Origin of the sequence: Shewanella sp. SACH (assembly GCF_001887095.2) — a bacterium.
GTDB lineage: Bacteria > Pseudomonadota > Gammaproteobacteria > Enterobacterales > Shewanellaceae > Shewanella > Shewanella baltica.
Window position 1 is genome coordinate 1,231,694 of sequence record NZ_MPDG02000001.1, and the last position, 24,863, is coordinate 1,256,556.

21 protein-coding genes and 1 pseudogene are annotated in these 24,863 nt (G+C 45.0%); 6 read left to right on the forward strand and 16 right to left on the reverse strand.

Going from position 1 to position 24,863, the window contains the following annotated elements:
- The first annotated feature begins 494 nt into the window (after window positions 1–494).
- The gene (locus BM607_RS05380; protein ID WP_071939822.1) at window positions 495–1,688 is read left to right on the forward strand and encodes an amino acid aminotransferase; all 1,194 of its coding nucleotides are present in this window, start codon (window positions 495–497) and stop codon (window positions 1,686–1,688) included.
- 118 nt (window positions 1,689–1,806) lie between these two features.
- Here BM607_RS05380 and BM607_RS05385 read toward each other — a convergent pair whose 3' ends face one another.
- Window positions 1,807–2,745, reverse strand: coding sequence for a YvcK family protein (locus BM607_RS05385; protein WP_006081594.1), 939 nt, complete (start codon window positions 2,743–2,745; stop codon window positions 1,807–1,809).
- A 587-nt stretch (window positions 2,746–3,332) separates the two neighbouring features.
- Between BM607_RS05385 and BM607_RS05390 the strand changes: the two genes are divergently transcribed.
- Both BM607_RS05390 and BM607_RS05395 read left to right on the forward strand, forming a co-directional pair.
- Entirely contained in the window at window positions 3,333–4,145 is an 813-nt protein-coding gene (locus tag BM607_RS05390) for a glucosaminidase domain-containing protein (protein WP_071939823.1), read from the forward strand.
- Window positions 4,138–4,761, forward strand: coding sequence for a DUF2987 domain-containing protein (locus tag BM607_RS05395; RefSeq protein ID WP_071939824.1), 624 nt, complete (start codon window positions 4,138–4,140; stop codon window positions 4,759–4,761). Before BM607_RS05390 ends, BM607_RS05395 begins: the two co-directional genes overlap by 8 nt.
- A gap of 199 nt (window positions 4,762–4,960) precedes the next feature.
- Here the strand turns inward: BM607_RS05395 and ttcA are convergent, their stop codons facing one another.
- The 11 genes from ttcA to ccoN all read right to left on the reverse strand — a co-directional run bounded on the left by ttcA (window position 4,961) and on the right by ccoN (window position 15,224).
- On the reverse strand, window positions 4,961–5,929 hold the full coding sequence (ttcA, locus tag BM607_RS05400; RefSeq protein WP_006081597.1) for a tRNA 2-thiocytidine(32) synthetase TtcA: 969 nt from the start codon (window positions 5,927–5,929) through the stop codon (window positions 4,961–4,963).
- Between the two features lie 78 nt (window positions 5,930–6,007).
- On the reverse strand, window positions 6,008–6,940 hold the full coding sequence (uspE, locus tag BM607_RS05405; RefSeq protein WP_071939825.1) for a universal stress protein UspE: 933 nt from the start codon (window positions 6,938–6,940) through the stop codon (window positions 6,008–6,010).
- A gap of 258 nt (window positions 6,941–7,198) precedes the next feature.
- A complete protein-coding gene (etrA, locus tag BM607_RS05410; protein ID WP_006081599.1) occupies window positions 7,199–7,951 on the reverse strand; it encodes an electron transport transcriptional regulator EtrA in 753 nt (250 codons plus the stop codon).
- Between the two features lie 55 nt (window positions 7,952–8,006).
- Window positions 8,007–8,699: a sulfite exporter TauE/SafE family protein gene (locus tag BM607_RS05415; protein WP_071939892.1), complete on the reverse strand. Its 693-nt coding sequence runs from the start codon at window positions 8,697–8,699 to the stop codon at window positions 8,007–8,009.
- An 11-nt stretch (window positions 8,700–8,710) separates the two neighbouring features.
- Window positions 8,711–8,926: a cbb3-type cytochrome oxidase assembly protein CcoS gene (gene ccoS, locus BM607_RS05420; RefSeq protein WP_071939826.1), complete on the reverse strand. Its 216-nt coding sequence runs from the start codon at window positions 8,924–8,926 to the stop codon at window positions 8,711–8,713.
- Window positions 8,927–8,964: 38 nt separating this feature from the next.
- Window positions 8,965–11,364 (reverse strand): heavy metal translocating P-type ATPase metal-binding domain-containing protein, encoded by a 2,400-nt coding sequence (locus BM607_RS05425; protein WP_071939827.1) that lies wholly within the window; start codon window positions 11,362–11,364, stop codon window positions 8,965–8,967.
- A 36-nt stretch (window positions 11,365–11,400) separates the two neighbouring features.
- Window positions 11,401–11,880: a FixH family protein gene (locus BM607_RS05430; protein ID WP_006081603.1), complete on the reverse strand. Its 480-nt coding sequence runs from the start codon at window positions 11,878–11,880 to the stop codon at window positions 11,401–11,403.
- A 111-nt stretch (window positions 11,881–11,991) separates the two neighbouring features.
- On the reverse strand, window positions 11,992–12,960 hold the full coding sequence (gene ccoP / locus BM607_RS05435; protein WP_071939828.1) for a cytochrome-c oxidase, cbb3-type subunit III: 969 nt from the start codon (window positions 12,958–12,960) through the stop codon (window positions 11,992–11,994).
- Complete coding sequence (locus BM607_RS05440; RefSeq protein WP_006081605.1) at window positions 12,960–13,136, reverse strand: CcoQ/FixQ family Cbb3-type cytochrome c oxidase assembly chaperone; 177 nt, start codon at window positions 13,134–13,136, stop codon at window positions 12,960–12,962. The genes ccoP and BM607_RS05440 overlap by 1 nt, the downstream gene beginning before the upstream one ends.
- Window positions 13,137–13,147: 11 nt before the next feature.
- A complete protein-coding gene (gene ccoO / locus BM607_RS05445; RefSeq protein WP_071939829.1) occupies window positions 13,148–13,774 on the reverse strand; it encodes a cytochrome-c oxidase, cbb3-type subunit II in 627 nt (208 codons plus the stop codon).
- 13 nt (window positions 13,775–13,787) lie between these two features.
- The gene (gene ccoN / locus BM607_RS05450; RefSeq protein WP_006081607.1) at window positions 13,788–15,224 is read right to left on the reverse strand and encodes a cytochrome-c oxidase, cbb3-type subunit I; all 1,437 of its coding nucleotides are present in this window, start codon (window positions 15,222–15,224) and stop codon (window positions 13,788–13,790) included.
- Window positions 15,225–15,482: 258 nt separating this feature from the next.
- On the opposite strand from ccoN, the gene BM607_RS05455 reads away from it, so the two are divergent.
- Window positions 15,483–15,935, forward strand: coding sequence for a hypothetical protein (locus BM607_RS05455; protein ID WP_071939830.1), 453 nt, complete (start codon window positions 15,483–15,485; stop codon window positions 15,933–15,935).
- Window positions 15,936–16,001: 66 nt separating this feature from the next.
- Here the strand turns inward: BM607_RS05455 and BM607_RS05460 are convergent, their stop codons facing one another.
- Entirely contained in the window at window positions 16,002–17,573 is a 1,572-nt protein-coding gene (locus BM607_RS05460; RefSeq protein WP_071939831.1) for a DUF3369 domain-containing protein, read from the reverse strand.
- A 179-nt stretch (window positions 17,574–17,752) separates the two neighbouring features.
- Here BM607_RS05460 and BM607_RS22285 point away from each other — a divergent pair.
- Both BM607_RS22285 and BM607_RS05470 read left to right on the forward strand, forming a co-directional pair.
- Window positions 17,753–17,972, forward strand: a pseudogene (locus BM607_RS22285) (hypothetical protein).
- A 61-nt stretch (window positions 17,973–18,033) separates the two neighbouring features.
- Complete coding sequence (locus BM607_RS05470) at window positions 18,034–19,332, forward strand: site-specific integrase (protein WP_071939833.1); 1,299 nt, start codon at window positions 18,034–18,036, stop codon at window positions 19,330–19,332.
- Window positions 19,333–19,513: 181 nt separating this feature from the next.
- Here the strand turns inward: BM607_RS05470 and BM607_RS05475 are convergent, their stop codons facing one another.
- The 3 genes from BM607_RS05475 to BM607_RS05485 all read right to left on the reverse strand — a co-directional run bounded on the left by BM607_RS05475 (window position 19,514) and on the right by BM607_RS05485 (window position 24,644).
- On the reverse strand, window positions 19,514–20,431 hold the full coding sequence (locus BM607_RS05475) for an SMP-30/gluconolactonase/LRE family protein (RefSeq protein ID WP_071939834.1): 918 nt from the start codon (window positions 20,429–20,431) through the stop codon (window positions 19,514–19,516).
- A 165-nt stretch (window positions 20,432–20,596) separates the two neighbouring features.
- Window positions 20,597–21,034, reverse strand: coding sequence for an IS200/IS605-like element ISSod23 family transposase (gene tnpA, locus BM607_RS05480; RefSeq protein ID WP_012088248.1), 438 nt, complete (start codon window positions 21,032–21,034; stop codon window positions 20,597–20,599).
- 178 nt (window positions 21,035–21,212) lie between these two features.
- A complete protein-coding gene (locus BM607_RS05485; RefSeq protein WP_087486480.1) occupies window positions 21,213–24,644 on the reverse strand; it encodes a LamG-like jellyroll fold domain-containing protein in 3,432 nt (1,143 codons plus the stop codon).
- Window positions 24,645–24,863 lie beyond the last annotated feature (219 nt).

The following is a 24,863-nucleotide window of genomic DNA, read 5'->3' on the forward strand; positions in this document are numbered from 1 at the left end:
GTGGAATCGGTAGACACAAGGGATTTAAAATCCCTCGCTGGTAACAGCGTGCCAGTTCAAGTCTGGCCTCGGGTACCAAAAAACAGAAAAGCCCTGACTCATGTCAGGGCTTTTTTGCTTTATCGCATCTCAAAGCCCGAACTCCACAATGCTTCACCTCGTGTCTTATCTGATCATTCTTAGGCTAGGTCCGGTTAGGATTGGCCATGGGTTCAGCTCACATTTCCGGCATTCAGTATTGCGACATCAGCGCGCGATTCTTTTCTACAATATAAAACAGCAGGTTTTTGTGATCTAGATGTTATAAATAACTTTATATAAGTAATTTCATATTTATGCTTATAATTACATAACAAAAGACACTTTTTTTTGGTAAATCTACAATAGCGTAAGAATTTCCCTAAGAAGGTGCTTAAGTAGCTATTACCCCCTTAAAGACAGTGGTATAAATAAGCCGAAATTTCCCCTACACGCGCATATTAGGATACGTAGTCATGATTTTCTCTCAGGTATTACTCGCACCCGCTGATCCGATTCTTGGTTTAACCGATACCTTTAAGGCTGATCCCCGTCAGGATAAAGTCAATTTGGGTGTCGGTATTTATAAGGATGAGGCTGGACAAACCCCTGTGCTGGCTTCAGTGAAAAAAGCCGAGGCTATTTTACTTGAGCAAGAGAAGACCAAAAACTACTTAGGCATTGAAGGCGTGCAAGCGTATAACCATGTTGTGCAAACATTGTTATTCGGTGAGGGCTGCGAGTTAATCACTTCTGGCCGTGCTGCCACAGCGCAAGCACCAGGTGGTACAGGTGCACTGCGTATTGCTGCTGAGTTTTTACTGCGTAATACCGATTCGTACACTATTTGGGTGAGCAATCCAACGTGGGCTAACCATCAGAATATTTTTGAAACCGCGGGTTTAACCGTTAAAGAGTACGGTTATTACAATGCAGAAGCCCATGATATCGATTTTGATACCATGATGACGGACTTGTCTCACGCGAATACGGGCGATGTCGTGCTGCTACACGGTTGCTGCCATAACCCAACCGGCATCGATTTAACCTTGGCTCAATGGGAACTCGTAGCCCAATTGTGTGCCGATAAGAAACTTGTGCCATTGTTTGACTTTGCATACCAAGGTTTTGGTGCTGGAATTGAAGAAGATGCCGCAGGTCTTCGTTTAGTGGCATCAAAAGTGCCTGAGCTGCTGGTTGCTAACTCTTTCTCTAAAAACTTTGGTTTGTACAACGAACGTATCGGCGCCGTAACTGTGGTGGCTGAAGATGCTGATGCTGCAGTGCGTGCCTTTAGCCAAGTGAAACGTACCATACGTGCAAACTATTCTAACCCGCCAGCACATGGCGCACTGATTGTCAGCACAATCTTAAATGACGCAGACCTGAAAGCCATGTGGGTGCAGGAAGTCAAAGAGATGCGTGAGCGTATCGCCGAAATGCGTACTCTGTTCGTTGACAGCTTAAAGGCTGAAGGCGTGACTCAGGACTTTAGCTTTATTTCTCGCCAAAATGGTATGTTCAGTTTCTCTGGTTTGAATAAAGCCCAAGTGGCGCGCTTGAAAGACGAGTTTGGGGTTTATATCGTTGGTTCAGGACGCATTAGCGTTGCAGGCATGACTAAGACCAATATGCCAGTGATCTGTAAAGCCATCGCCCAAGTCTTGTAAGGCTTATTAGGTTATAGAATGAGGCTAAAGGAATTTCTCTTTAGCCTTCAAACATAAAGGACAGCATTTGCTGTCCTTTATGTTTTTATTGTGTCAGTACGTGCAGGCTATTCAGTGATTAACAGCTAAGCGCGAGAGGTTGGTGCGATTGCAGCGTGAGCTCAGATTTGATCCGCAATAGGGCGCTTAATGCATCTAATAAGTTCGCTTGATCATGCAAGTTCGGGTTATGGCGATTCTTCAACGGAAAATAGTTGATCAGTGGCCCTAAACGCGTTTGTTCGCCATGACGTAACACTTTGTGAATGATGGGCTTGCCAATCACTTGATGACACCAAGCGATACGTTGCTCAATGCTAAATCGACCCGCGGGTGAGGCTTCTTCGGCCAGGTTATCGATAAAGATCACCTGTGCTTTAGTCGCGGCGAGGCTTTTGGCGAACTTAGGTAACAGCAGCGGCGGCATGATACTGGTTAAGAAGCTGCCAGGGCCTAGGATAACTAAATCTGCGTGCCGAACGGCCTCACAGGCTTCAAAGGTGGCATCGACCTGTGGCTCAAGGCAGAGCGCGATAGGCGCTTCATCCATACTGTCGACATTGATCTCCCCAAAAACTTTACTGCCACAAGCTTGCAGAGCCACTAAGTGCGTGGGTTGCTCAGACATAGGGATCAGCTGGGTTTCAATCTTGAGTAAGTTACGGATGAGATTAACCGCTTCTAATGGACGAACACACAGTTGATCAAGCGCCAGTAAAATAAGATTACCCAGATTATGGCCGCTAAGCTCAGTCTCTCCTTGGAAACGGTATTCGAACAGTTGTGAGCCGACGGAAGGGCGATTGGCTAGATGGGATAGGCAGTTGCGTAAATCGCCCCAAGCAATACAGTCCTGCTCTGCTCTGAGTCTACCGGTCGAGCCACCATTATCTGTGGTCGCGACAATCCCCGTTAAACGGCTGCCTAAAAAATCGAGTGAAGATAATACTCGGCCTAAACCATGGCCTCCGCCAATGGCGACGACACGTTCAAATTGATTTAACATCAAATGCTGCATCTGGGTTCTTCCTTCCTGAATACCCGAAAATATGAATGTTACTGTCATTACTGACTTACTTAACCTGAACTCGGGATAACGAGTGTCGAAAAATCTAAATTTAACAAACTAAATCAATGCTATAAATGATTCGTTTTAAAAGAAAAATCTATTTCCTGACTGAATGCGCAGATTTTTGCGCATATCAAGGCGCTCTGTCGTACGCCATAGCGAGCTATGGTTAGACAGAGCAACGCAGAGAGACCCGAAAAGATGCCTATTCAGCGGCTCTGCTTATCCCGAGCTCAGGTTACTTATAAAACAGGATGACGTAAGTGCTGCTGTGCAATGTCACTGCGTTAAGGAACCTTAGTATAAAAGCTCAGTCGAAAGCTTGCACCCATTATCGACTGTCATACGGCAAGCATACATGTATGGCACAGATAGGGCTCTAGAGTGGCGCCTAAGGCGCAATATTGTACCTGAGTTAATGAGCCTGGTACTTGATTTATTGACAGTGACGGCGTGCAAATTTCGTTAAATCTGACAATTAGCTTATAATCCGCGCTTTATTTGCCCAATACGGGCGTCACACTTAAGGTGAACTATTGAAAACAGGTAGAATCGGTTCGTTTACATTGGCATTAGCCATGGTCATAGTGGCGATTTTTGCATTGCGCGTTTGGATTATTCCGAACACGAATGATTCATCTGCCATTGCGACCCAACTCGTTGACGCTGTCGATCCTGTTACGCAAGTTCCTGACTTCTCTGCGATCAACGATATCACCGAAAAGAAGAAAGCCTTTTTTGATTTTCTGCGGCCGATTGTGCAGCAGCAGAATGCCATCATCTCGATGGAACGTGAGTTTGTCAGTGAAATGCTCGCTTTGGTAGAGAATGGCAAGAGTTTATCTGAGACCCAACTCGGGCAGCTTAATACGCTATTCGACAAATACCAATATGCGGCGCGAAACGTCGATGCTAAATCCTTAGCAAGCTTACTAAAGCGCGTCGATATTGTGCCTGAATCTATGGTGCTGATCCAAGCCGCGAATGAATCCGGTTGGGGCAGCTCACGTTTTGCCCGTGAAGGCTTTAACTTTTTTGGTGAATGGTGTTTTACTGCTGGCTGCGGCATAGTGCCATCTTCACGGGGAACAGGTAAGAGCCATGAGGTGAAAGTGTTTTCATCGGTCGACGAGTCCGTTTCGTCCTACATGCGCAATTTAAATTCCAATACAGCCTATGCGCTATTTCGTTCTATCCGTGCCGATTTACGCTCACAGGAGCTAGAGCCGACAGCGGATCAATTGATTTATGGACTCGTGAATTATTCTGAAAGACAAGAAGCTTATATTGATGAGCTGCTTGATATGTTACGTCATAATGAAAAATATTTGGTGAATGTCGATGTATAAAAAACTGTTGTTTAGTGGCCTCTGTTTACTGGCAACTAGCGCCGCTGCAGAAACTGTATCCCTTGAATATAAAGGTTTTTATGATAGGTTAAAACAAGTCAACAAGGGCGGTTATCAACTCGTAGAAGTGGCTTTTAGTGTTCCAATGCAAAAGAACTGTTTGATCCAGAGCGGTTCTATTTCCAGTGAAAAAACATCAACGCCACTGACGTATACCTATGCTCAGCGGTTATTTATTCCCTTAGATGATGATTTAAAAGATCAGCGTGCCTTGGTTAATCTCAATTTTGCCGGCAGTGCTGAGGGATGCGCTATCGCGATGCAAGTCAGAGCTAAGCAAACATTAGCCGAGTACGATAAAGCGCGTTTACAGCAAATTGTGACCGAAATGGACACGCTGCTTGGCGCTATGCAAGGCTTCCCGATGCGTTATTTTAGGGAGTCCATTGCCGGCCTTAACTTTGAATTCAAACCCGAGCAAGAAGTGTATGTACACCTTAATGGCCGTGAACAAGCCGTTAAGGGCAGTTATAAATTAGCCGCGAATGAGCTTGAAAACATCACGACGCTAAGCTTCAGTGCCCAGCCATTAGTGTTGAGTCCTTGGGTGAAGTGATCCTCTTTGCCTTGTTGAATTGGCATCTTGAAAAAATCGATTCAGAAGCACGGGCTCAAAGATAGTGTAGGCAGTCTTAACTTATTTTGTAGCCATAAAAATGCCCACTTAATGTGGGCATTTTTGTTTAGCTAATTTATCTTGCATACTTTCTTTGGGTTAACTCCTTTTACTGACTAAGGCGCTAATTCAGACTTAGTTAGACTTCATAAGTGTTAACGATATCAATGCGTTTTGCCGCATCCAAATCAATACGGCCGCTGTTGGCGATATCAAGGAAATCGAATGCGGGCAGATTAGCTTCGGCAACATCACCACGCATAGGCGCATCTGGGTCACGCGTTAGAGACACAAAGTCGAACTGCTCACGGTCAACACCCTGTGATGGTGCGGTGTTTTGCATGGCGGTGAAAATCGTTTCAATACGACCAGGGTACTGTCTATCCCACTGATTAAGCATGTCTTTGACTGCGGCGCGCTTTAAGTTTTCCTGCGAGCCACACAAGTTACAAGGGATGATCGGGAATTCTCTTAAGTTGGCATATTCTTCGAGATCTTTTTCACGGCAATAGGCAAGAGGGCGAATGACCACATTAGCGCCATCATCCGACAGCAGCTTTGGTGGCATAGCTTTCATCTTACCGCCAAAGAACATGTTCAAGAACAAGGTCTCGATAATGTCATCCCTGTGGTGGCCTAGGGCGATTTTAGTGGCGCCGATGCGCTGGGCAAAGCCATAGAGCGTGCCGCGTCGTAGGCGAGAGCACAGGGAACAGGTAGTTTTACCTTCAGGGATTTTATCTTTCACTATCGAGTAAGTGTCTTTCTCGAGGATGTGATAAGGCACATTGAGCTTATCTAAATAGGCGGGCAGCACGTGCTCAGGAAAGCCGGGTTGCTTTTGATCTAAATTAACCGCAATGATTTCAAACTGAATGGGCGCGCGTTGCTGCAGATTCATCAAAATATCGAGCATCGCATAGCTGTCTTTACCGCCACTGAGGCAGCACATGATCTTATCGCCATCTTCAATCATATTGTAATCGGCGATTGCGCTACCCACTTCACGACGCAGACGTTTCTGTAATTTATTCAGACGGGTAGTGTGTTTTTTTGATAACTCTTCAGACATAGGATTTGCCGTAACTTCAGATATAGCTTCAAGCATAAAAAAGCGCCCAGTAACTCAGTTTCAGGGCGCGTATTATTCCAGCTATCTTTGGCGGGGTAAAGTGCCGCGTATCGCTTAGGCTTCTTCTAACGGTGATTTGTAACCGTCGGGTTTGATGGCCAGTAAATCGCAGTTGATGCTATCGATAACATGCTCTGCAGTATTGCCAATCAGTGCCGCTGAAAATCCGGTGCGACCGACAGTGCCTAAGATCACTAATTCGGCATCGAGTTTTTCAGCAAGCTCAGGGATCACATCCTCTGGCAAACCTTCTTTAACATGGCAATGATTTGGATTGATATCATAAGCGCCAGCAAGGTAACTCACGCGCTGCTCATGCTGCATGCGAATGGTTTCGTTGTAGGACTGGGCATCAAAGTCCGGTAATTCAATGGCTAAGTTTACCGGCGTACCGGGATAGCCATTGACTAAATGCACTTCGGCAGAGAACTTATCCGCTAAATCTTTTGCATGCTCGATGATTTTACCGTTAAGCATTTGATGATCGGTATCTTCGGTTGCCACATTCACAGCGCAAAGGATTTTGCCCGCCGCTGGCCAGTCATGGGCTTTCACCATCAACACAGGCACAGGTGCTTTACGCATTAAATGCCAATCGGTTGGGGTGAAGATCACCGCTTTGAGTTTGTCGTGGGCATGGGTGCCTTTAACAATCAAATCGTATTGTCCTGAAATTGCATGATTAATAATGCTTTCGAAGGGGCGGTTATGCCAAATGACTTGGGTATCAATATTGAGTTGCAGATGAGTGTAAGCGGCGAGTAAGTCTTGGATCCAAGCGAGACGTTGATCTATGACGCCTTGACGCATGGCTTCGCGCTCTTGATTCGACAGAATCGAAGTCATCTCATAGGAAAAATCGAAGATAGAAAGAAACACAGTGACTTGAGCGTTGCATTTACTGGCCAAGGTCGCCGCTCGTGCGAGGGCAACTTGATTCTCTGTGGTAGGGTCAACCACAACCAGTATTTTTTGATAATCCTTCATGGGAGGTTCCTTTAGTCATAGGCTCAATATCATCATGAGCCTTTGGCAGTTAGCTGTATTGTTCTAGATCAAACTCATTCGAAATTGATTAAAACTCGCTTAAAAATCATGCCTTAATCTGTATGACATGTCTAGCCAGTCCCGGTTTTTCAACTGAATTGTTCTTGCCATTCATGACAAGGACCTAGCGCGTAACTCTCTTGCACTTAACTATCATGCTGCGCTTAACTTTATTGCAGCAAACACTCTTGCGGTGAACTATCTCGCTATGCGCGAATTACCCGCTAACAGATTCAGCTCTTGCGAGTCGAGGATAGTGATGTACTTTCCCTTAACTTCAATCAAGCCTGATTTTTGGAAACGCCCAAGTAAGCGACTGATGGTCTCTACGGTCAAACCGAGATAATTACCAATGTCACCGCGGGTCATGGTTAAGCGGAATTCTTTGGGCGAGAAGCCACGGCTACCAAAACGATTAGCCAGATTACTGATAAAGGCTGCCAGACGTTCTTCGGCATTTTTCTTGCTGAGTAGCAGGATCATTTCTTGATCGCTCATGATCTCATTGCTCATCAGGCGCATGATCTGCTGACGCAATTTAGGCATAGTGCCTGAAAGTTCATCGAGGATGTTAAAGGGGATTTCACAGACCATGGAGGTCTCGAGTGCCTGTGCAAAACTCTGGTGCAACTGGGCGTGGATACCGTCAAAACCAATCACATCACCCGCTAAGTGGAAGCCGGTGATCTGCTCATCGCCTTGCTCGGTAATAGTGTAACTTTTGATGGTGCCAGAGCGAATCGCAAACAGGGATTTTAACGCATCACCCGATTTAAAAATTTGCTCGCCTTTTTGGATCGGCTTTTTACGCTCAATAATATCATCGAGCTGATCTAGCTCACTTGCATTGAGGGTAAAAGGAATACAAAGGGTACCCATACTGCAATCGTGACAATGGATTGTGCATCCGCTAGCGGCAGGACGACGATTCTTATTTTGTTCAATTGTCATGTTGATTCTCAAGTTTATCCACTGCAGCCATGTTAAACCAATTCACTCACTTGGGCTAGTTTAGCTGCGCGAGTGCGATATATAAAGTTTGACCACCAAACGCAATTAACAGTAAGCCGCTCAATAGTCTAACGGTTTTCTGTTGAACCCAAGCAGCGAGTCGTTTTGCTGCCACGCCAGCGCTCAATAGGGCGGGTAAGGTGCCTAATCCAAAGGCCAACATTATCAAAGCGCCTTGGCTGGCAGAACCAGATGCGACCGACCAAGTTAAGGTGCTATAGACGAGGCCGCAGGGGAGCCAGCCCCAAATGAATCCCGCCATGACCGCTTGGCTCGGGTTTTTGATAGGCACAAGGCGTTGCGCTATGGGTTTTAAATATTGCCATAACCATTGGCCAACGCGCTCAATCTGCACGATTCCAACCCAAATTTTGGCGATATACAGCCCAGTTGCGATCATCATCAGTCCGGCAAAGATACGCAGCACAATCAGATAAGTATCCAGTTCAAATAAGTGACCAAGACCTGCCGCCGAAGCGCCCACTAAGGCGCCCGCTAAGGTGTAACTCAAAATACGCCCAAGATTGTAACTCAGTAAATATTTAAGCTGATGCGCCAGCAGATTGCCTGTTTTGCCATTGGGGATTTGGGCTGAGAACGCGCCCACTAAACCGCCACACATGCCAAAGCAATGTGCGGCGCCCATGAGGCCAACGAGAAAAGCGCCAGTGACATTGTACTCAATCACTGTGTACTCAATCACAGAGGCATGCCTTTTTCTTGCGCTGCTTCGGCTTGCTCTTTTTCAGGCACGGGATGGCTGTTTGGTTTAACAGTGTCTTCGTCGAATAATATCGACACACTTTGGCGGTCTAAATCGTCAAATTGTTCGGATTTCACAGCCCAAAAAAATACCATTACAGCGATGGCGACAAAGATCATTGCAATGGGGATAAGCACATAAATAATTTCCATAATGACCTCTTACTATTCTGGTTTTACTGTTATTGTGATCACACTTTAACCCGCAATAATCTCAGGCTATTACCGACCACAATCAAAGAACTTGCCGACATGCCAATGGCGGCGATATAAGGTGCCACATGGCCGGTAACGGCTAAGGGCAAGATCAGGGCGTTGTAACCCAGCGCCCACGCTAAATTTTGTCTGATAATCTGTGTCGTCAGTTTCGCGACGCTAACGGCTTGGGTGAAGCGGGACAGATGATCCCCCAATAAAATTAAATCGGCACTGTTTTTCGCGATAGCACTGCCGCTGCCCATAGCCACCGACAAATCGGCGCCCGCAAGCACAGGCGCATCGTTGATGCCATCGCCAAACATGGCAACCCTTGTATGCTGTTGTAATCGGGTCACAAGGGCAAGTTTATCTGCAGGCGTTAAGCCGCTGTGCACATCGTCAATCCCCAGCTCTTTTGCCAGTTGATGTACATGCCCCGAGCTATCGCCGCTGGCAATACTGATGCGGCAACCTTGCTGCTTTAACATCTCAACCGTGGCTTTGCTGTCTTGGCGGATATTGTCTTGAATTTCAAAGCTTGCCAGTACTTCAAGCAGCTCATTGCATGAACGTGCTAACCAAATCTTTTGGGTTGGGTCACGACTATCAATACTCGCGCCGGTAAATACTGCATTGCCAATTAAGTAATCAGTGCCATCAATTCGGCCTCGAACGCCAAAGCCGACTTCATGGTGAACCTCTTCGGTAACCAATGCATTATCGGCAAATACGGCAAATGCCGCGGCAATCGGGTGGCGAGAGCCTGTTTCCAGCGCTGCGGCAATGGCTAAGGCTTGCGTCTTGGTTAAATCGGCCATGCACTGCGTTTGCCCGATAGAGAGGGTACCACAGGTGAGGGTGCCGGTTTTATCAAAGACAACATGTTTGATCTGTGGCAGTTTTTCAAATACACCGGCTTTGCGAGTAATAATCCCAAGGCGAGTAAAAATAGCGGTCGCGCAGGTGACGGCGGTCGGTGTGGCCAGTGCTAAGGCGCAAGGACAAGTGGCGACCAAAACCGAAAGTGTTACCCAAAAGGCATCCTCAGGGGAAATTTGATGCCAAACCAAATAGGTGATTGTCGCTATGGTCAGGATTGTGCCCGAGAAATAACGCGATAATTTATCGGCTAATAGCGCAATTGCAGGTTTAGTATTGGATGCAAGCTCCTGCAGTCGAATAATCTCAGCCACAAGTTGGTCTTGCCCTAGCGCTGTGACGCTAACTTTGATGGGTTGGTCGACGTTGATTGTGCCTGCGTAAACTTGGCTAGCAATAGTTTTTTCAATTGGCATTTGCTCGCCGGTGAGCATAGCTTCATTGATGCTAGTGTGACCTTCAATCACTACACCATCGGCTGCAATCATTTCACCCGGTTTGACGAGGATCACATCATTGAGACGTAACTTTTTGGCGGGAATTTCTTCCTGACCATTGTCGTTCACTAAGTGCGCTGTGAGCGGTACCAACTTATGCAAATTACTCGAGCTGACCGAGGCCTTTTGTCTGGCTTTCTGCTCGAAGTAGCGTCCCAATAACAGGAAGAAGGTAAACATGGACACTGATTCAAAATACACTTCGCCTGTGCCATTTACTGTGGCAAAACAGCTGGCAACGTATGCGCCGCCAATCGCAATGGACACAGACACATCCATATTGAGTTTGCCGCTGAGCAAGGTACGAATAGCACTGAAATAGAAGGGCTGCGCCGAGTAAAGCACCACGGGTGTGGCAAAAATCATGCTGACCCAACGGAAATAATCCCGATACTGCACATCTAAATCGGTGAAGTAGCCTGTATAGAGGGCGAGGGCGAACATCATCACTTGCATGGTCGCAAAACCCGCTAAGCCTAAGCGCAATAAAAACTTACGACTATTGAGTTTGTTGTTGAGCTCTTGCTCATCGACTTGATAGGGCGCGGCTTGATAACCAATACGGCTAATTTGCCCGAGGATATCGCTGAGTTTTACCGTGCGTTTATCCCAACTGATCATAGCCCTTTGGGTGGTCGAGTTGACGAGCACTTGGCTCACGCCCGTTAGTTGTTTTACTTTGTGCTCAATCAACCAAGCACAGGCCGCGCAGGTGATGCCATCGATAGAAAGTGACACTGACTCGATATTGTCCTCAGAATGGACAAAGTCTTGCTGCACTTCGGGTAAATCATAGGCACTAAATTGCGTTAAGGCTTCGGGGACGAGGGCGTTCTGTTTACTGCCGGGTTCAGTGCGGAACTTGTAGTAACTGAGTAATCCCGCATCGACAATCGCCTGAGAAACCGCCTGACAACCAGGGCAACACATGAGTTCATCACGATCATTGATGCGGGTCACAAACTGCTGGCCCGTCAGCACGGGCTCTTGGCAGTGAAAACAACTTGGATGTGTCATAGCAATTCTTATTCAACTAAATCAATTCAACCACAATCAGTTCAGCCAAAGTTGGACGTGATCTTTTAATTCAACGCGCTGGTGAATGCGCCATTTGCCATCGTAACTTTCAAGACGCACTTCCCAAGGGCCGGTCAGTGTGGCAGGCACGGTAATGCGATACACATTACTGGCATCGGCAGTGGCGGTGAGCTTGATGTCTCTGTCGGCAATCGTGGGATGGTAGAACTCGACTTTTAGGGCAGCTTGAGAAGCGGGGCCACCTTGTTGCGTCAGTAGAATTTCATTATTAGCTTGTTCGAGCGAAAAGTTCATGCCGATCTGTTTGGCATACTTCACTTTACTCAAGTCCATATTAATGGCTTTGCCTTCTTTGTAGTAATCCTCGGCGACTAAAGAGTCCGAGTTAGTAAGGGCAATTTTCAGTGTGGTAAAACTTGCGATGACAGCACATAAAGGAAGAATAATTAAAAACCAAGGCCAGAACTGCTTATACCAGGCTTGTTGTTCGTTCATGTCAGATACCCATTCAAAAAATTTGCGCCATTTTACCGTTAAAAGCTGGTTTTAGCACTTTAAAAAAAAAGGCCTCGAAGTCTTCGAGGCCTTAGCGTTACCCATATCTAATTACTTGTTTGACAAGCTATAAACATAAGCTGCGATTACGTGAACTTTCTCTTCACCGAGAACGTCTTTCCACGCTGGCATTACACCTGCGCGACCATGTTTAATGGTTTCTTCGATCACGCCGCGGCTACCGCCATATAACCAAACATCGTCAGTTAAATTTGGAGCACCCATGAACTTGTTGCCTTTAGCGTCCATACCATGACACGCGAAACAACCTTTCATGAATGAGCCTTGACCTTGAGCGGCGAGTGTTTCATCGTGCTCACGACCAGACAATTTAACAACGTATTCAGCTAAACCCGCAATTTCGCTGTCATCGATTGGCAAACCACCTTTCGGCGGCATCATGCCATGACGACCACCCATGATAGTGGTTTTAATCGTGGCTAAGTCGCCACCATATAACCAGTCACCATCAGTGAGATTAGGGAAGCCTTTGCTACCACGTGCGTCAGAGCCATGGCACTGTGCGCAGTTTTGTAGGAACAAACGGCCGCCCACTTTCAATGCTTCTTGGTTTTTCACTAATTCTTCTAGTGGTGTTGCCAAGTAAGCCGCGAAGATTGGGCCATATTTTTCATTAGCGTGTTTTACTTCTTGGTCATACTGAACATAACGGCCTTCTTTTGCTGCAAGCTCAATGGCTGCGGCAGAATCAGCTTTAATACCTTGTTCAGTACCAATGCTTTGGTTAGAACTCGTCCAGCCTAAAAGGCCTTTGTAGTTACCTAAACCAGGAAATAAGGCTAGATAGATCAAGCCAAACACGATAGTGATATAGAACATATAACTCCACCATTTTGGCAGTGGGTTATTGAGTTCTTCAATACCGTCGAAACTGTGACCCATGGATTCGCCTTCTTTTACGCCCGTGTTGTTCTTAGAACACACACGGAGTAATAGAAAACAACCCGCGATCACGACTAACGAGAGTACGGTAATCCAAACACTCCAGAAGCTACTCATCACTTATTCTCTCCTGAGTCCTTCGATACCTTGCTGACTTCCTCATCGGAAAACACAAGGTTAGCTGCTTCATCAAATGATTTTTGACGACGCGAGCTATATGCCCAAGCAAATATACCGACGAAGGTCAGCATCACAATGATGGTTAAAATGCCTTGTAATGTGCCGTAATCCATATATTGCCTCCTTATTTGAGTGCGTGACCCAAAGACTGAAGATATGCAATCAAGGCTTCCAGCTCTGTCTTACCAACAACAGCTTTCTGTGCGCCTGCGATTTCTTCATCGGTATAAAGATCATTACCTTTGTAACCGCCTTTATGCATGTTACGTAGGATAGTCATCTTATCGCCCGTCAGTTCGCCGTCTAACTTGTTTTCGGCTAACCATGGGAACCCTGGCATATTCGATTGAGGTACTACAGCTCGAGGATCGATTAAATGAACTTCATGCCATTTATCGCTGTAACGACCGCCAACACGGGCAAGATCAGGACCTGTACGCTTAGAACCCCATTGGAATGGATGATCCCAAACTGATTCACCCGCAACAGAGTAGTGACCATAACGTTCAGTTTCTGCACGTAAAGGACGGATCATCTGGCTGTGACAGTTATAACAACCTTCACGAACATAGATGTCACGGCCTTCAATTTGCAGGGCAGTGTATGGCTTTAAACCTTCAACTGGCTCAGTCGTATCTTTTTGAAAAATCAACGGTGTGATTTCAACGAGACTACCGAAACTGATAGCGATAACGGTAAAGATCGCTAACAAACCGATGTTTTTTTCAACTATCTCATGATTAAATTTCATCGAGTTTGCTCCTTTAAGCCGCTGTTGGTTCAGCCAATGCTGGCAATGAATCTTTAGAGGCTTTCACAGTACGGATCACGTTGTATGCCATGATCAGCATACCGGTCAGGAAGAAACAACCGCCAAGGAAACGTACAAAGTAGAAAGGATATGAAGCTTCAAGACTTTCAACAAAGCTATAAGTCAAAGTACCGTCAGCATTCACTGCGCGCCACATTAGACCTTGCATTACACCTGAAATCCACATAGAGACGATGTAAAGCACAGTACCAATAGTCGCTAACCAGAAATGGACGTTGACTAACTTGATGCTGTACATACGGCCGTGGCCGAACAATACAGGGATCAAGTGATACAGAGAACCGATAGACACCATTGCAACCCAGCCTAGCGCGCCGGAGTGAACGTGACCGATAGTCCAGTCTGTATAATGTGATAGTGCGTTAACTGTCTTAATTGCCATCATCGGACCTTCGAAGGTAGACATACCGTAGAAAGACAGAGAAACGACTAAGAAACGCAATACAGGGTCAGTACGCAGTTTATGCCAAGCACCAGACAAGGTCATGATACCGTTAATCATACCGCCCCAAGAAGGTGCGAATAGGATCAGTGACATCACCATACCTAAAGACTGAGTCCAGTCAGGTAAAGCTGTGTAATGTAAGTGGTGAGGACCAGCCCAAATATACAGTGCGATCAAAGCCCAAAAATGGACTATAGATAAACGGTAAGAGTACACAGGACGACCCGCTTGCTTAGGTACGAAGTAATACATCATCCCCAAGAAGCCTGCGGTTAATAAGAAACCTACAGCGTTGTGACCATACCACCACTGCACCATAGCATCGACAGCGCCGCTATACAGAGAGTATGACTTGAACAGACTGACTGGTACTGCCATAGAGTTAACTATGTGTAGTACGGCAACGGTAATAATAAAGGCACCAAAGAACCAGTTCGCCACGTAAATATGCGAAGTCGTTCGTTTGATAATAGTACCGAAGAACACAATAGCGTAGGACACCCAAACGATAGTAATTGCGATATCGATAGGCCATTCTAATTCAGCGTATTCTTTACCTTGGGTGAAACCCATTGGCAAAGTGATAGCTGCTGACAGAATGATGGCTTGCCATCCCCAAAACGTAAATGCGGCTAACTTAGGTGCAAATAGTCGGGTTTGACAGGTGCGTTGTACGACATAATAGGATGTTGCAAAAAGGGCTGATGTACCGAACGCGAAGATCACCGCATTGGTGTGTAATGGTCGCAAGCGACTATACGTTAACCAAGGAGTGTCAAAGTTCAGCTGAGGCCAGATTAACTGAGCCGCAATTAATACGCCGACTGACATACCAACAATACCCCACAAAACTGTGGTTAAGGCAAATTGGCGGACAATGGCGTAATTGTAATCAGCGCCTGTTGGCTGGGAATGGTTCATCATAATGCTTCCACTGCTTATTACTTTTACTTTTAGTAAAGACAAGCTTTACCTGTTATAAAATGACATAAAACTCAGCTTCCCTATTCAGGTTGCTGAGTCATGTCAATGCGTTACCCTGCATATTTTTGCTCAAATATGAGGTTTCGCAATGATACTTGAGCAATATCAAAAAAGATACCAAAGAAGGGGTGTAGAAAGTTGATCTAGATCAACCTACGCCATAGAATGTTAACATATTGCGTCATAAGGTTAATCTTTGTGCTAAATCGTCCTAATCCCTATTTATTCATCGCGTTAATTCTCTTCAATCTCACAGCTTGTACTGAAGATGCTAAGCAAGTCACGCTTAAAAGCAGTCTTGATCCTTCACTTTGTCAATTTTCGGCAGGGGATTGTGTTAAACAAGTGGGCGATATCAAACTCACTGTTAGTCTGTCGCCAGCAAATGCACCAAGCGAAAAGCCATTAACATTAACGCTATTAGCGTCTTCGCCCATTACCGATGTGCAAATCCGCTTAGAAGGAAGAGACATGTTTATGGGCGTTATTCCCGTAAATGTGAAGCAAACCGACAAAATGACTTATATTGGTCAAATGGTATATGGATCTTGTAGCAGTGGTTATATGGTTTGGCGCGGCTTTGTTAGTTTCAACGTTAATGGCGAAACTAAAACGGCAGTGTTTGATTTTCTCGCTGATGACAACGGCTAAGACTGGCTTGATATTTCCTCACAGTGCCTTCAAAGTATTCGGACAATTACCGCTGGTTATCGCAGCTTAATTGTCCTTCCAGTTGTCTTTTACTTTGACAAAAATATCCACATTATCGATAAAAAGCTGCAATAAGTGTGGGTCAAAGTGTTTTGCGGCGCCTTTACGCATTTCAGCTAACACCTCCTCTAAAGGCCAAGCTGTTTTATAGCAGCGTGCATGGGAAAGTGCATCAAACACATCTGCAATAGCCACAATCCGCGCGAAAATATGAATTTCGTCTTGTTTTAAATTGGCGGGATAACCAGAACCATCATATTTTTCATGGTGTTGCAGTGCAATAATCGATGCAGCTTTGAGGATAGGGCGCTCTGAATTCGCCAAAATCTGATGACCAATCGTAGGGTGCTGACGCATGACTTGCCATTCTTCATCATCTAACTTACCGGGTTTGAGCAGAACGGCGTCGGGGATCGCTATTTTACCTATGTCATGCATAGGTGAGGCGCGGCGCAGTAAATCGGCTTCGTATTCAGGTAAACCAGCGAGTAAAGCGAGTTGGGAGCAATATTCCGCCATACGTTTCACGTGATTGGCGGCTTCTTTTGAGCGGCTTTCAACCACATCCCCTAAACGCAGAATGAGCTCAGATTGGGTATCTTCAACTTCTTGACTGAGCAGCAAGTTTTCAAATGCAACGCCGACGTTGATGGCAAAAATATCAATGAGTTTCTTATCAAGATCATCAATTTTATCAATACCATCCATATACAATAGATTGATTAACCCACTTTTTGTGGGGAAGTAACCGACAAAGCAGTTGTCTTCATAAAGGCAGCGTTTTTGCGTGAGCGCATTGCGCAGTAAGCGGTCGATATGCTCTGGCAATTGAGTAATATGGTTTTTATTGGAAAACTGGCCTGTGCCTGCGAGGATCTCTATGTTCACGGGATCAAGATGGCCGCTGATCGCATCAATAGCATTGCACGTTAGCAGTAGGGTTTCTGAATCCAGATTAAGCAGGGTGGCGACTTGAGTAAGCAGTCCATCGGCAAATTTATGCAGGGTGCGCAGCTCAAATAATCCAGATGTTGCTTCTAGTACTCTTTCTAGCCCTTTACGGTGGTTGATTTGGGTACGTCTTGCTTGCTCAATTTCCATAATATCGCGATAGGAGCGCAGGGCAGAGTAGACGCTAGTCATGAGTTTACGGGAATCGAGTTCAGCTTTGGCTTTGTAATCATTAATATCGTAATTGACGATAACGTCTTCTTCAGGTGCTTGACCAGGTTGGCCCGTGCGCAGGATTAATCGTGTGGTTTTATTTTGGAGTTCTTCACGGATCCATTTCACTAACTCTAAGCCTGCATGATCACTCTCCATCACAACATCAATAAAGGCGATGGCGATATCACGCTCTTGATTGAGTAACTCTTTTGCTTGTTCAGCACTGTAGGCATTGATAAAGGTGAGGGCGCGGCCATCGAGTTTAAAGCGTGAGAGGGCAAGCTTAGTGACGGTATGAACATCAGGTTCATCATCGACCACTAATACCTTCCAAGGAATACCTGACTCAGTTGTCTCGGTAGGCTTTTTACCGGAAAACAGCGGGTTTTTCTTTGCAAGATCAATCAGCATCCGATACCTCATTCAAATAAAAATAATGATCACATAATCAGTGTAGTAGACACATTTCAAAGAAGTGCAAAATCTTACATTAAATAGCGAGGTGAGTGGCAAACCTTCAACTGAGTTGTTGATAACGGTTATCATTTGTGTATTCTGTTAATATCACACAATGATAGGAGGGTAAGGGCATGAGTCAGCAGATTAATTTATCGATTTCAACCCATAAACTGGCACAGCTTATACAGGATGGACACCTCTGTGCGGCAGATTTTAGGTGCTTGGACAGTCAATCTAAACAGCAAGTGTGGCAGTTATGCCTGATTTGTTGCCAAAAGCGCATTACGTGTCAGCAATGTACGTTTTCAACTTGCACTAAAAAACCTGACCTCTCTTGATGCCGATAAATAACGTTATCGGCATTTGCGTTTAAGTATTATCATATAAGAAACCCTTATAATTCAGATGTAATATGCAACTTCCTCCAGTAATCCCGCTATTTGACTCATTTGAATTCATACAAGTTGGCAATAGTGTTGTTAACCAATATATCACCCAAATCAGCATGAAAAAGGTGGCTGATGCGGGCTTAGTGATCGAGCACGCCAGTGATTGGTTGTTTGAACAAAAGCACAACGAAAACAACTATAAAGCCTATCGCAGCGAGCTCACTACGTTTCTGCATTGGTGTTTTGATGTGGTTTCAATGTCGCCCATTGAAGTCACACGCAAAGACATGAGCCATTACGTTGATTACTGCCAAGCGCCGCCCATAGCACTGATTGGCTATTTTAATGTGCCGCAGTTCAAGTTTGATAAAATGCATGAAGAACGGGTTCCAAACCCGCAATGGCGGCCATTTGTCGGTAAAAAACGACTCGGACAAATCCAGCCTTATGCGTTAAGCGACAATGCGTTAAAAACAAAAATGGCCATTTTGTCTTCGTTTTACTCGTACCTGACAAGCGAAGAATATTGTGAGCGTAATCCTGCGCAGATCTGGCTGAATCACAGTCGGTTCGCGGCCAATCGGCAATATCAGCGCCAGAGTCATGAAGAGGAAAACAGCCTCGCATTCACTGAATTGCAATGGTCATACATTATGGCAACTGTAACCGCGCTGGCAGAAGCATCCCCTGAATTACATCAAAGAAGTTTATTTCTTATTTCATTGATTTATTGCTGCTATTTACGCATCTCAGATGTGTCTGCACGTGCAGGTTATTCACCGGTGATGGATCAGTTTAAGCACAATCAACAAACGGGTATTTGGAGTTTTCATATTCCATTGAGTAAAGGCGGTAAAAGGCGCAGCGTGGCAATCTCAAAAGCGTTACTCGATGCTTTAGTTAAATATCGTCAGTTTTTAGGATTAACAGATTATCCAGCGCCAAACGAGAACCATCCTTTGTTTGTACGGCACAAAGCCGCTGGCCGCGGTCGAGATGTCGGAATCCTCAATGCCAATCTTGGCATTCGTCAAGTCCGCGATGAAATTCAAAGTATTATCAATCTGGCGGCAGAAAGTATTGAGGCCGATGGCTTTGCACAAGACGGTGCGCAGATGCGTAAACTCACTGCCCACAATATTCGCCATACAGGCATTACGCACGATATCAATATTAACCGTAGACCATTATCCCATGTACAAGCCGACGCTGGACATGAAAGTATCGACACCACATCGCAGTATTTGCACACAAGCCAAATCGAACGTCATGAAAGTGCATTCAATAAACCAATAGACCATTTAAAAGGCATCGGTGATTGAGCTTGTTTGAATGGTAATTGTTCATATATTGATAATTCTTGATCAATAGTTATCCAATAAATTCATTCGTTCAAAGATTTTCATCCCGAAGATCAATTACCACAACACTTATCGGCACATCTAATCCCTTCCATATAAAACTGCGCACAATGTATATTATGTTAAATGTAAAAGCTAGAGATTAAACTCCATACCTATTGATTAATAATCCTCTAATGCTTTTGCTTTGTAATTGATAAATGAAAATATTCCCTGCCTGTGACTCATTTAATAATTGTTCAGCACTTAAGGAATGCTTTGCGCTGGTGATGATGAGCCAGTCCATGTTTGGCCCACCAATGGCAATACTGGTTGGATTGGTGACGGGTAATGTCAGAGTAAGATCAACTTGGCCGTTGGGACGATAACGCACCACTTGGCCGCCACCCCATTGGGCGTTCCAAATATATCCAGCGGCATCGACTTCAGAACCATCAGGGAAAATCATTTTCTCTGTTGTGACAAATGAACGCTTATTACTGACTGATACCGTGTTTGGATCAAAATCATATTGAAAGATTTCATGTTTTGGTGAGTCGGCATGGTACATAGTCAGTCCATCTGGACTCCAGCAGAGTCCATTTGAAATGCTGATGTTCTCGCACACTTTTAAGCATTGGCCTTGATGACCTACGCAGTAAAGTGCCGCATCACTACTTGGATAAGGGCCATTTTCGACCACAGTTTCAACCATAGTGCCGGCCCAGAAGCGCCCTTGCCTGTCGACTCGGCCGTCATTAAATCTATTATTCGTTAGGTGTGATTCTGGCGTAGCAAGCCATTGTACTTCTCTAGTTTTTAAATGGTATAAAGCTATACCACGATCAAACGCGACAATCAGTTGCTCTGCATTTTGCGTCAGACCAAATGAACCTACTCGGTACGGCATGGTAATGGTTCGAAGACTTTGAGTCGTAATTGAATAATTGAATATTTCAGCAGCTTCAATGTCAGTCCACCAAATGGATTGGGTTTTATCATCCCAAAGCACGCCTTCCCCTAGAATATTTCCTACGGGAATGGTCATCAGTAATTTGCCAACACCAACAATATTGTTCATAAAATCACTCATTTGGGATGAGGTATTATCTTTAAACAAATAAACGTTTATAGCAATGCTACCAAAGAGAATGAGAAGTAAGAACTGTGTAAATACTGTAAGTAAAGAATCCGCCTTCTTAGAAGGCGGCTTTGACTTGCCCCTGGAAGGGGCTATTCCAAGAACCTACATCATCTGCAACGACAATTGAGCCTCATGTTCCTGATCTTGTTTATCTTGATGGCGCACATATCGTCTAATGATTTCTTCATTAACCCCTACTGTATCTACAAAATAACCTCTGGCCCAAAAGCTATTGCCCCATAGCTTTTTACGTACATGAGGGAATTTATTGAATAACCTTATCGCACTTCTTCCTTTCAATACTCCCATCAGCGTTGATACTGACAGCTTCGGCGGGATTATGACTACCAAGTGAACGTGGTCTATCTGAACGTTTAATTCTAAAACCTCACAACCCTTCATATTGCAAAGGATATAAATTGACCTATATAACTCCTTACCAAGGTTTCCTTTTAAAATTTTAAAACGGTACTTCGGAGTCCAAACAATATGATATTTGCAACGCCAATAAACATGTGATGAACTTCTATAATCGCCCATGCTTTTCGTTTCCTCTTACTTGTGGTGAATAAGAAGTCTCTTTTAGCATGGGCGTAATTCAGGCTATAGCCACAAGGAACAATCACCACCGCCAGAGGCGGTGGTTTTGGGATGACAATAAAAAAGCACCCTTTCGGATGCTTTCGTGATGAGCGTCAATAGCTTGGGTGTTGCTTGACTATTGATTGGATTCGCTAAACAGATCTTGCACGTCTTGCTCGGTTATCGCTTCGTCATAGAACTTGATTTCATCGACTGAACCGGTGAAAGGTGTATCCCAGAAGTTAACGCCGACCGTAAACTTTGTGGTGGGTACAGAGAAAACGTTCGGGAAGTTGGCGCCAGTAAACAGTAAGTTACCATTGATGTAGACCTTCACATCCCCACCATTAACCGTGTACACCATGTGTGACCAAGTCTCTTTTGGCATAGTAAAGCCGGTTCTACCGTCATACCAAGCTTCACCAGACCATAATACCGCATGTTCATAGTCGTTTTGTCCGCCAGGTAATACGCTGGTCCAGCTTGAAGCACTGGCATAACTAAAGAGCGCACTGGTGTATTTGTTCAAGACTTTAGGATTCAGCCACAAAGAGACTGAATAGCTATTGTCTTTGATCAGGTTGTTTGGCAGTTCAATACCCGATTTTCCGTCAAATACTGCCGCTTTGCCCACAGCGCCATCAGCGTAAGTAATGGTTCCACCAGTTGTACCAATTAAGTTACCCACCACAGTGCCAGCACCAAAGTGAGCAGTGCTGTCCGTTAGGTTATCTTCAAAGCTATAGACAGCTACAGGTGTTGGTGGCGCCATTGACTTCACATTTGCTGTGAACACTTTGGTTTGAGTGGCTTGTCCCAGCTTTATGGTTGCCGTCAAGGTCACCACTTTATCAGTGTCCTCACGACCTGGCTGAGTCACGCCACCTGTGGTATCTATGATAGTCGGATCTGAAGATACCCAAGTTATTGCTGCTGCATAAGGACCCGTGACAGGCAAATGCAAATTTTCACGTACTGAGGATAAATCGCCTAAGTCGAGGATATCCACTGCAGATGCTAGTAATTCGCTGTCTGGCAATTTATCAATATCCAAAGCTTTGACTTCACCTGCAGTCAATGCCGCTTCATATACCTTAAGTTCATCAATCAAACCATTATAGGGCAGATCCCAGTAGTTAACTCCAAGCCCAAAGACGCCCTGTTGGCCGCTGAAATAATCGCTGAGATTGCCGCGACTGAATTTTTCAACACCGTTGATAAAGACACGTACCAGCCCATTGCTCACCGAAAACGCGACATGTGACCAAGTATTTTCAGGTATTCGCTCACCGGTAACGCCATCAAACCAGGCACTGCCGTTACTCCAAAACATGGTATTGCCATCCCAGCCTTGGGGCAGCATGCTGATCCAAGTGTTAGAGAACTTACCGCCATCGGCTGCGGTTTCCTCATTGACTGCACCAAAAAATGCCGTTGAAAACCCAGTGATGACTGTCGGATTGGCCCAGAATGAGACAGTGTACTCATAGCTTGAAATTATCCCTGTAGGCAGTAACACGCCGTGGGCGCCATCGAGTGCCAGTGCTTCCCCTTCAAGTCCCATGCTATAACTAACTGAATCAGCTGCTTTAAATATTCTATCACCCGTAGGTTGACCAGCTGCAAACAGCCCTAAAGAGTCTGTCAGGTTGTTCTCGAAACTGTACTGCGCGATACGGTTATAGGTTTTTCTCGCAAACACAGTCACTTGATACGTCTTAGTGACTTTTTTACCGTTAACCATGATAGTGGCGGTCAAAGTTACTACCTTGTCACCTTCCCCTACATTGGGGCGAACCACAGTGCCGTCTGGGTGGATCACAGTAGCATCACTTGATGTCCACTCTATTGTCGCACCGCGTGTACCGCGCGTTGGTAGCGCAATCACACCACCCGTCGCTTCACTGACAACATCTATGCTGTTGCCTATGTCGGTTAATAGTTGTTCTGAGGTCTTATCGAGCAGTTTTGAGCCCCAAACGGAGACGCCTTCATTCGACAATGCGCTGAAGGTGGGTACCAATTTAGCGAGGGTCTCATCCCACTGCCATGCGAGAGTACCTTCGAATGTACCCAAATTATCAAGGGTTAACGTGATTCTGTTCGGTTCGTTATCGTATAAACGATATTTACCCGTGACTTCCCCTTTCACAAGACGACTCTCGGTCAGTGTGAGGTAAACGGAAGTTTTTGGTGAAGTGTTGGTATCTTTTTCAAAATTAATAAAGCGATAGTCACCGACGAGATCGAGTGCATCGACAACATTATCACCGTCAATTGGCGCATAACGATGTGGTGATACCACTAACCAACCATCGGCATTGATAAACATCTCATGAACACGTACAGAGTGTTGCTCATCGCGGTTAGGGAAACGAGTATGGGTAACGAGGAAATATTTACCTGTATTTTTATCAAAATAGGCTGAGTTATGGCCTGGCGATAAATATCCCTGAGTGCTTCCCGTATCGCCTTTCTCTGCAACAAATTCGAAGCCACCGAGTATCTTATTGCCATGTTCTTCAGGATTTTTATAAACTTGAGTCATGTCAAAACCACTGGCATCGACATAAGGTCCGTCAGGATTTTCTGAGCGGGAAACACGAATGTTATAACCACCATTGGCCGCAAAGCCACCAATAGAAGTAAATAAATAGTAATAGTTAGCATCAGGGCTATAGAGAATATATGAGCCTTCATTAGCCGCAAACTCACCACCGGTTAGCCGCTTACCATAGCCTTGATTCGGGAATGGTTTTGCTGTGGTCTCATCTATTTTTAAGATCCAGATCCCACCGAAGTAAGATCCATAGGTCATCCACAGTTGTCCATCTTTGTCATAGAAAACAGCGGGGTCTATGGTATTTGGCATAGTGCCACCGTTATAGGCGGTTACACCATCAGGTCCTAAACCTTGAGTAATCTCATCCGCCGTTAATCCTGAGCGCAAAAATACACCTTTATCGACATATGGGCCTTCTATCGCGTCAGCTACGGCAACGCCGATAAAAGATCGTGGGGCATTACACACAGGTGTTGGATAGCCAGGGTCATCTGGATTGTTACAAAAATCGTAATAGAAATAATACTTTCCATCTTTAAGCTTGATAACATCCGGCGCCCACGAGCCTTGAACTTTATCGCCAGTCCATTTAAAAGCGGCCACCATTTCGCTCGAAACTGTATTAAATAGTGGATTTTGATCTGTGGGTGCATTTGCAATGCGTGTGATGGTGACAGGATTATTATCATCATCGAGAACCGGTTCGCCATTGGCATCAAGTACTGGCTCAATGCGAGTCAAATATTGCCAGTTCATCAGATCCGTTGATTTAGCCGCAGCTAAATGTGAACCAAAAACGTAATAGGTATCGTCTGCTTTAATGATTGACGGATCATGCACTGCAAGATCATTAAAATCTAACATTTCCTGCTTGATTGTCGGATCCGGTAATTGTTGGTTCTCTGGAACCATATTGGGAGGTAATGAACCAGAATCCCCATCGCCGCCACATCCCCCAAGAACTATGATCCCCGTCATAGCAAGCATCAATTTACTCAATTTCATATAGCCATCTCCCCCATTAATATTCATGTACTTAATTTTAAAGTGCTTTTAAAGAGTTCTATGTTTTTAGGTTGATCACTTTTAACCCATGCCCTATGGGAGATGATCACGACAACCACAATTCATCATACAATAGTATATTTGTAAACAGCAAAGATATCTTTTAACAAGATACTGACAAATTATGTGTTGACAGGTTATTAGTCATACAATAGCATC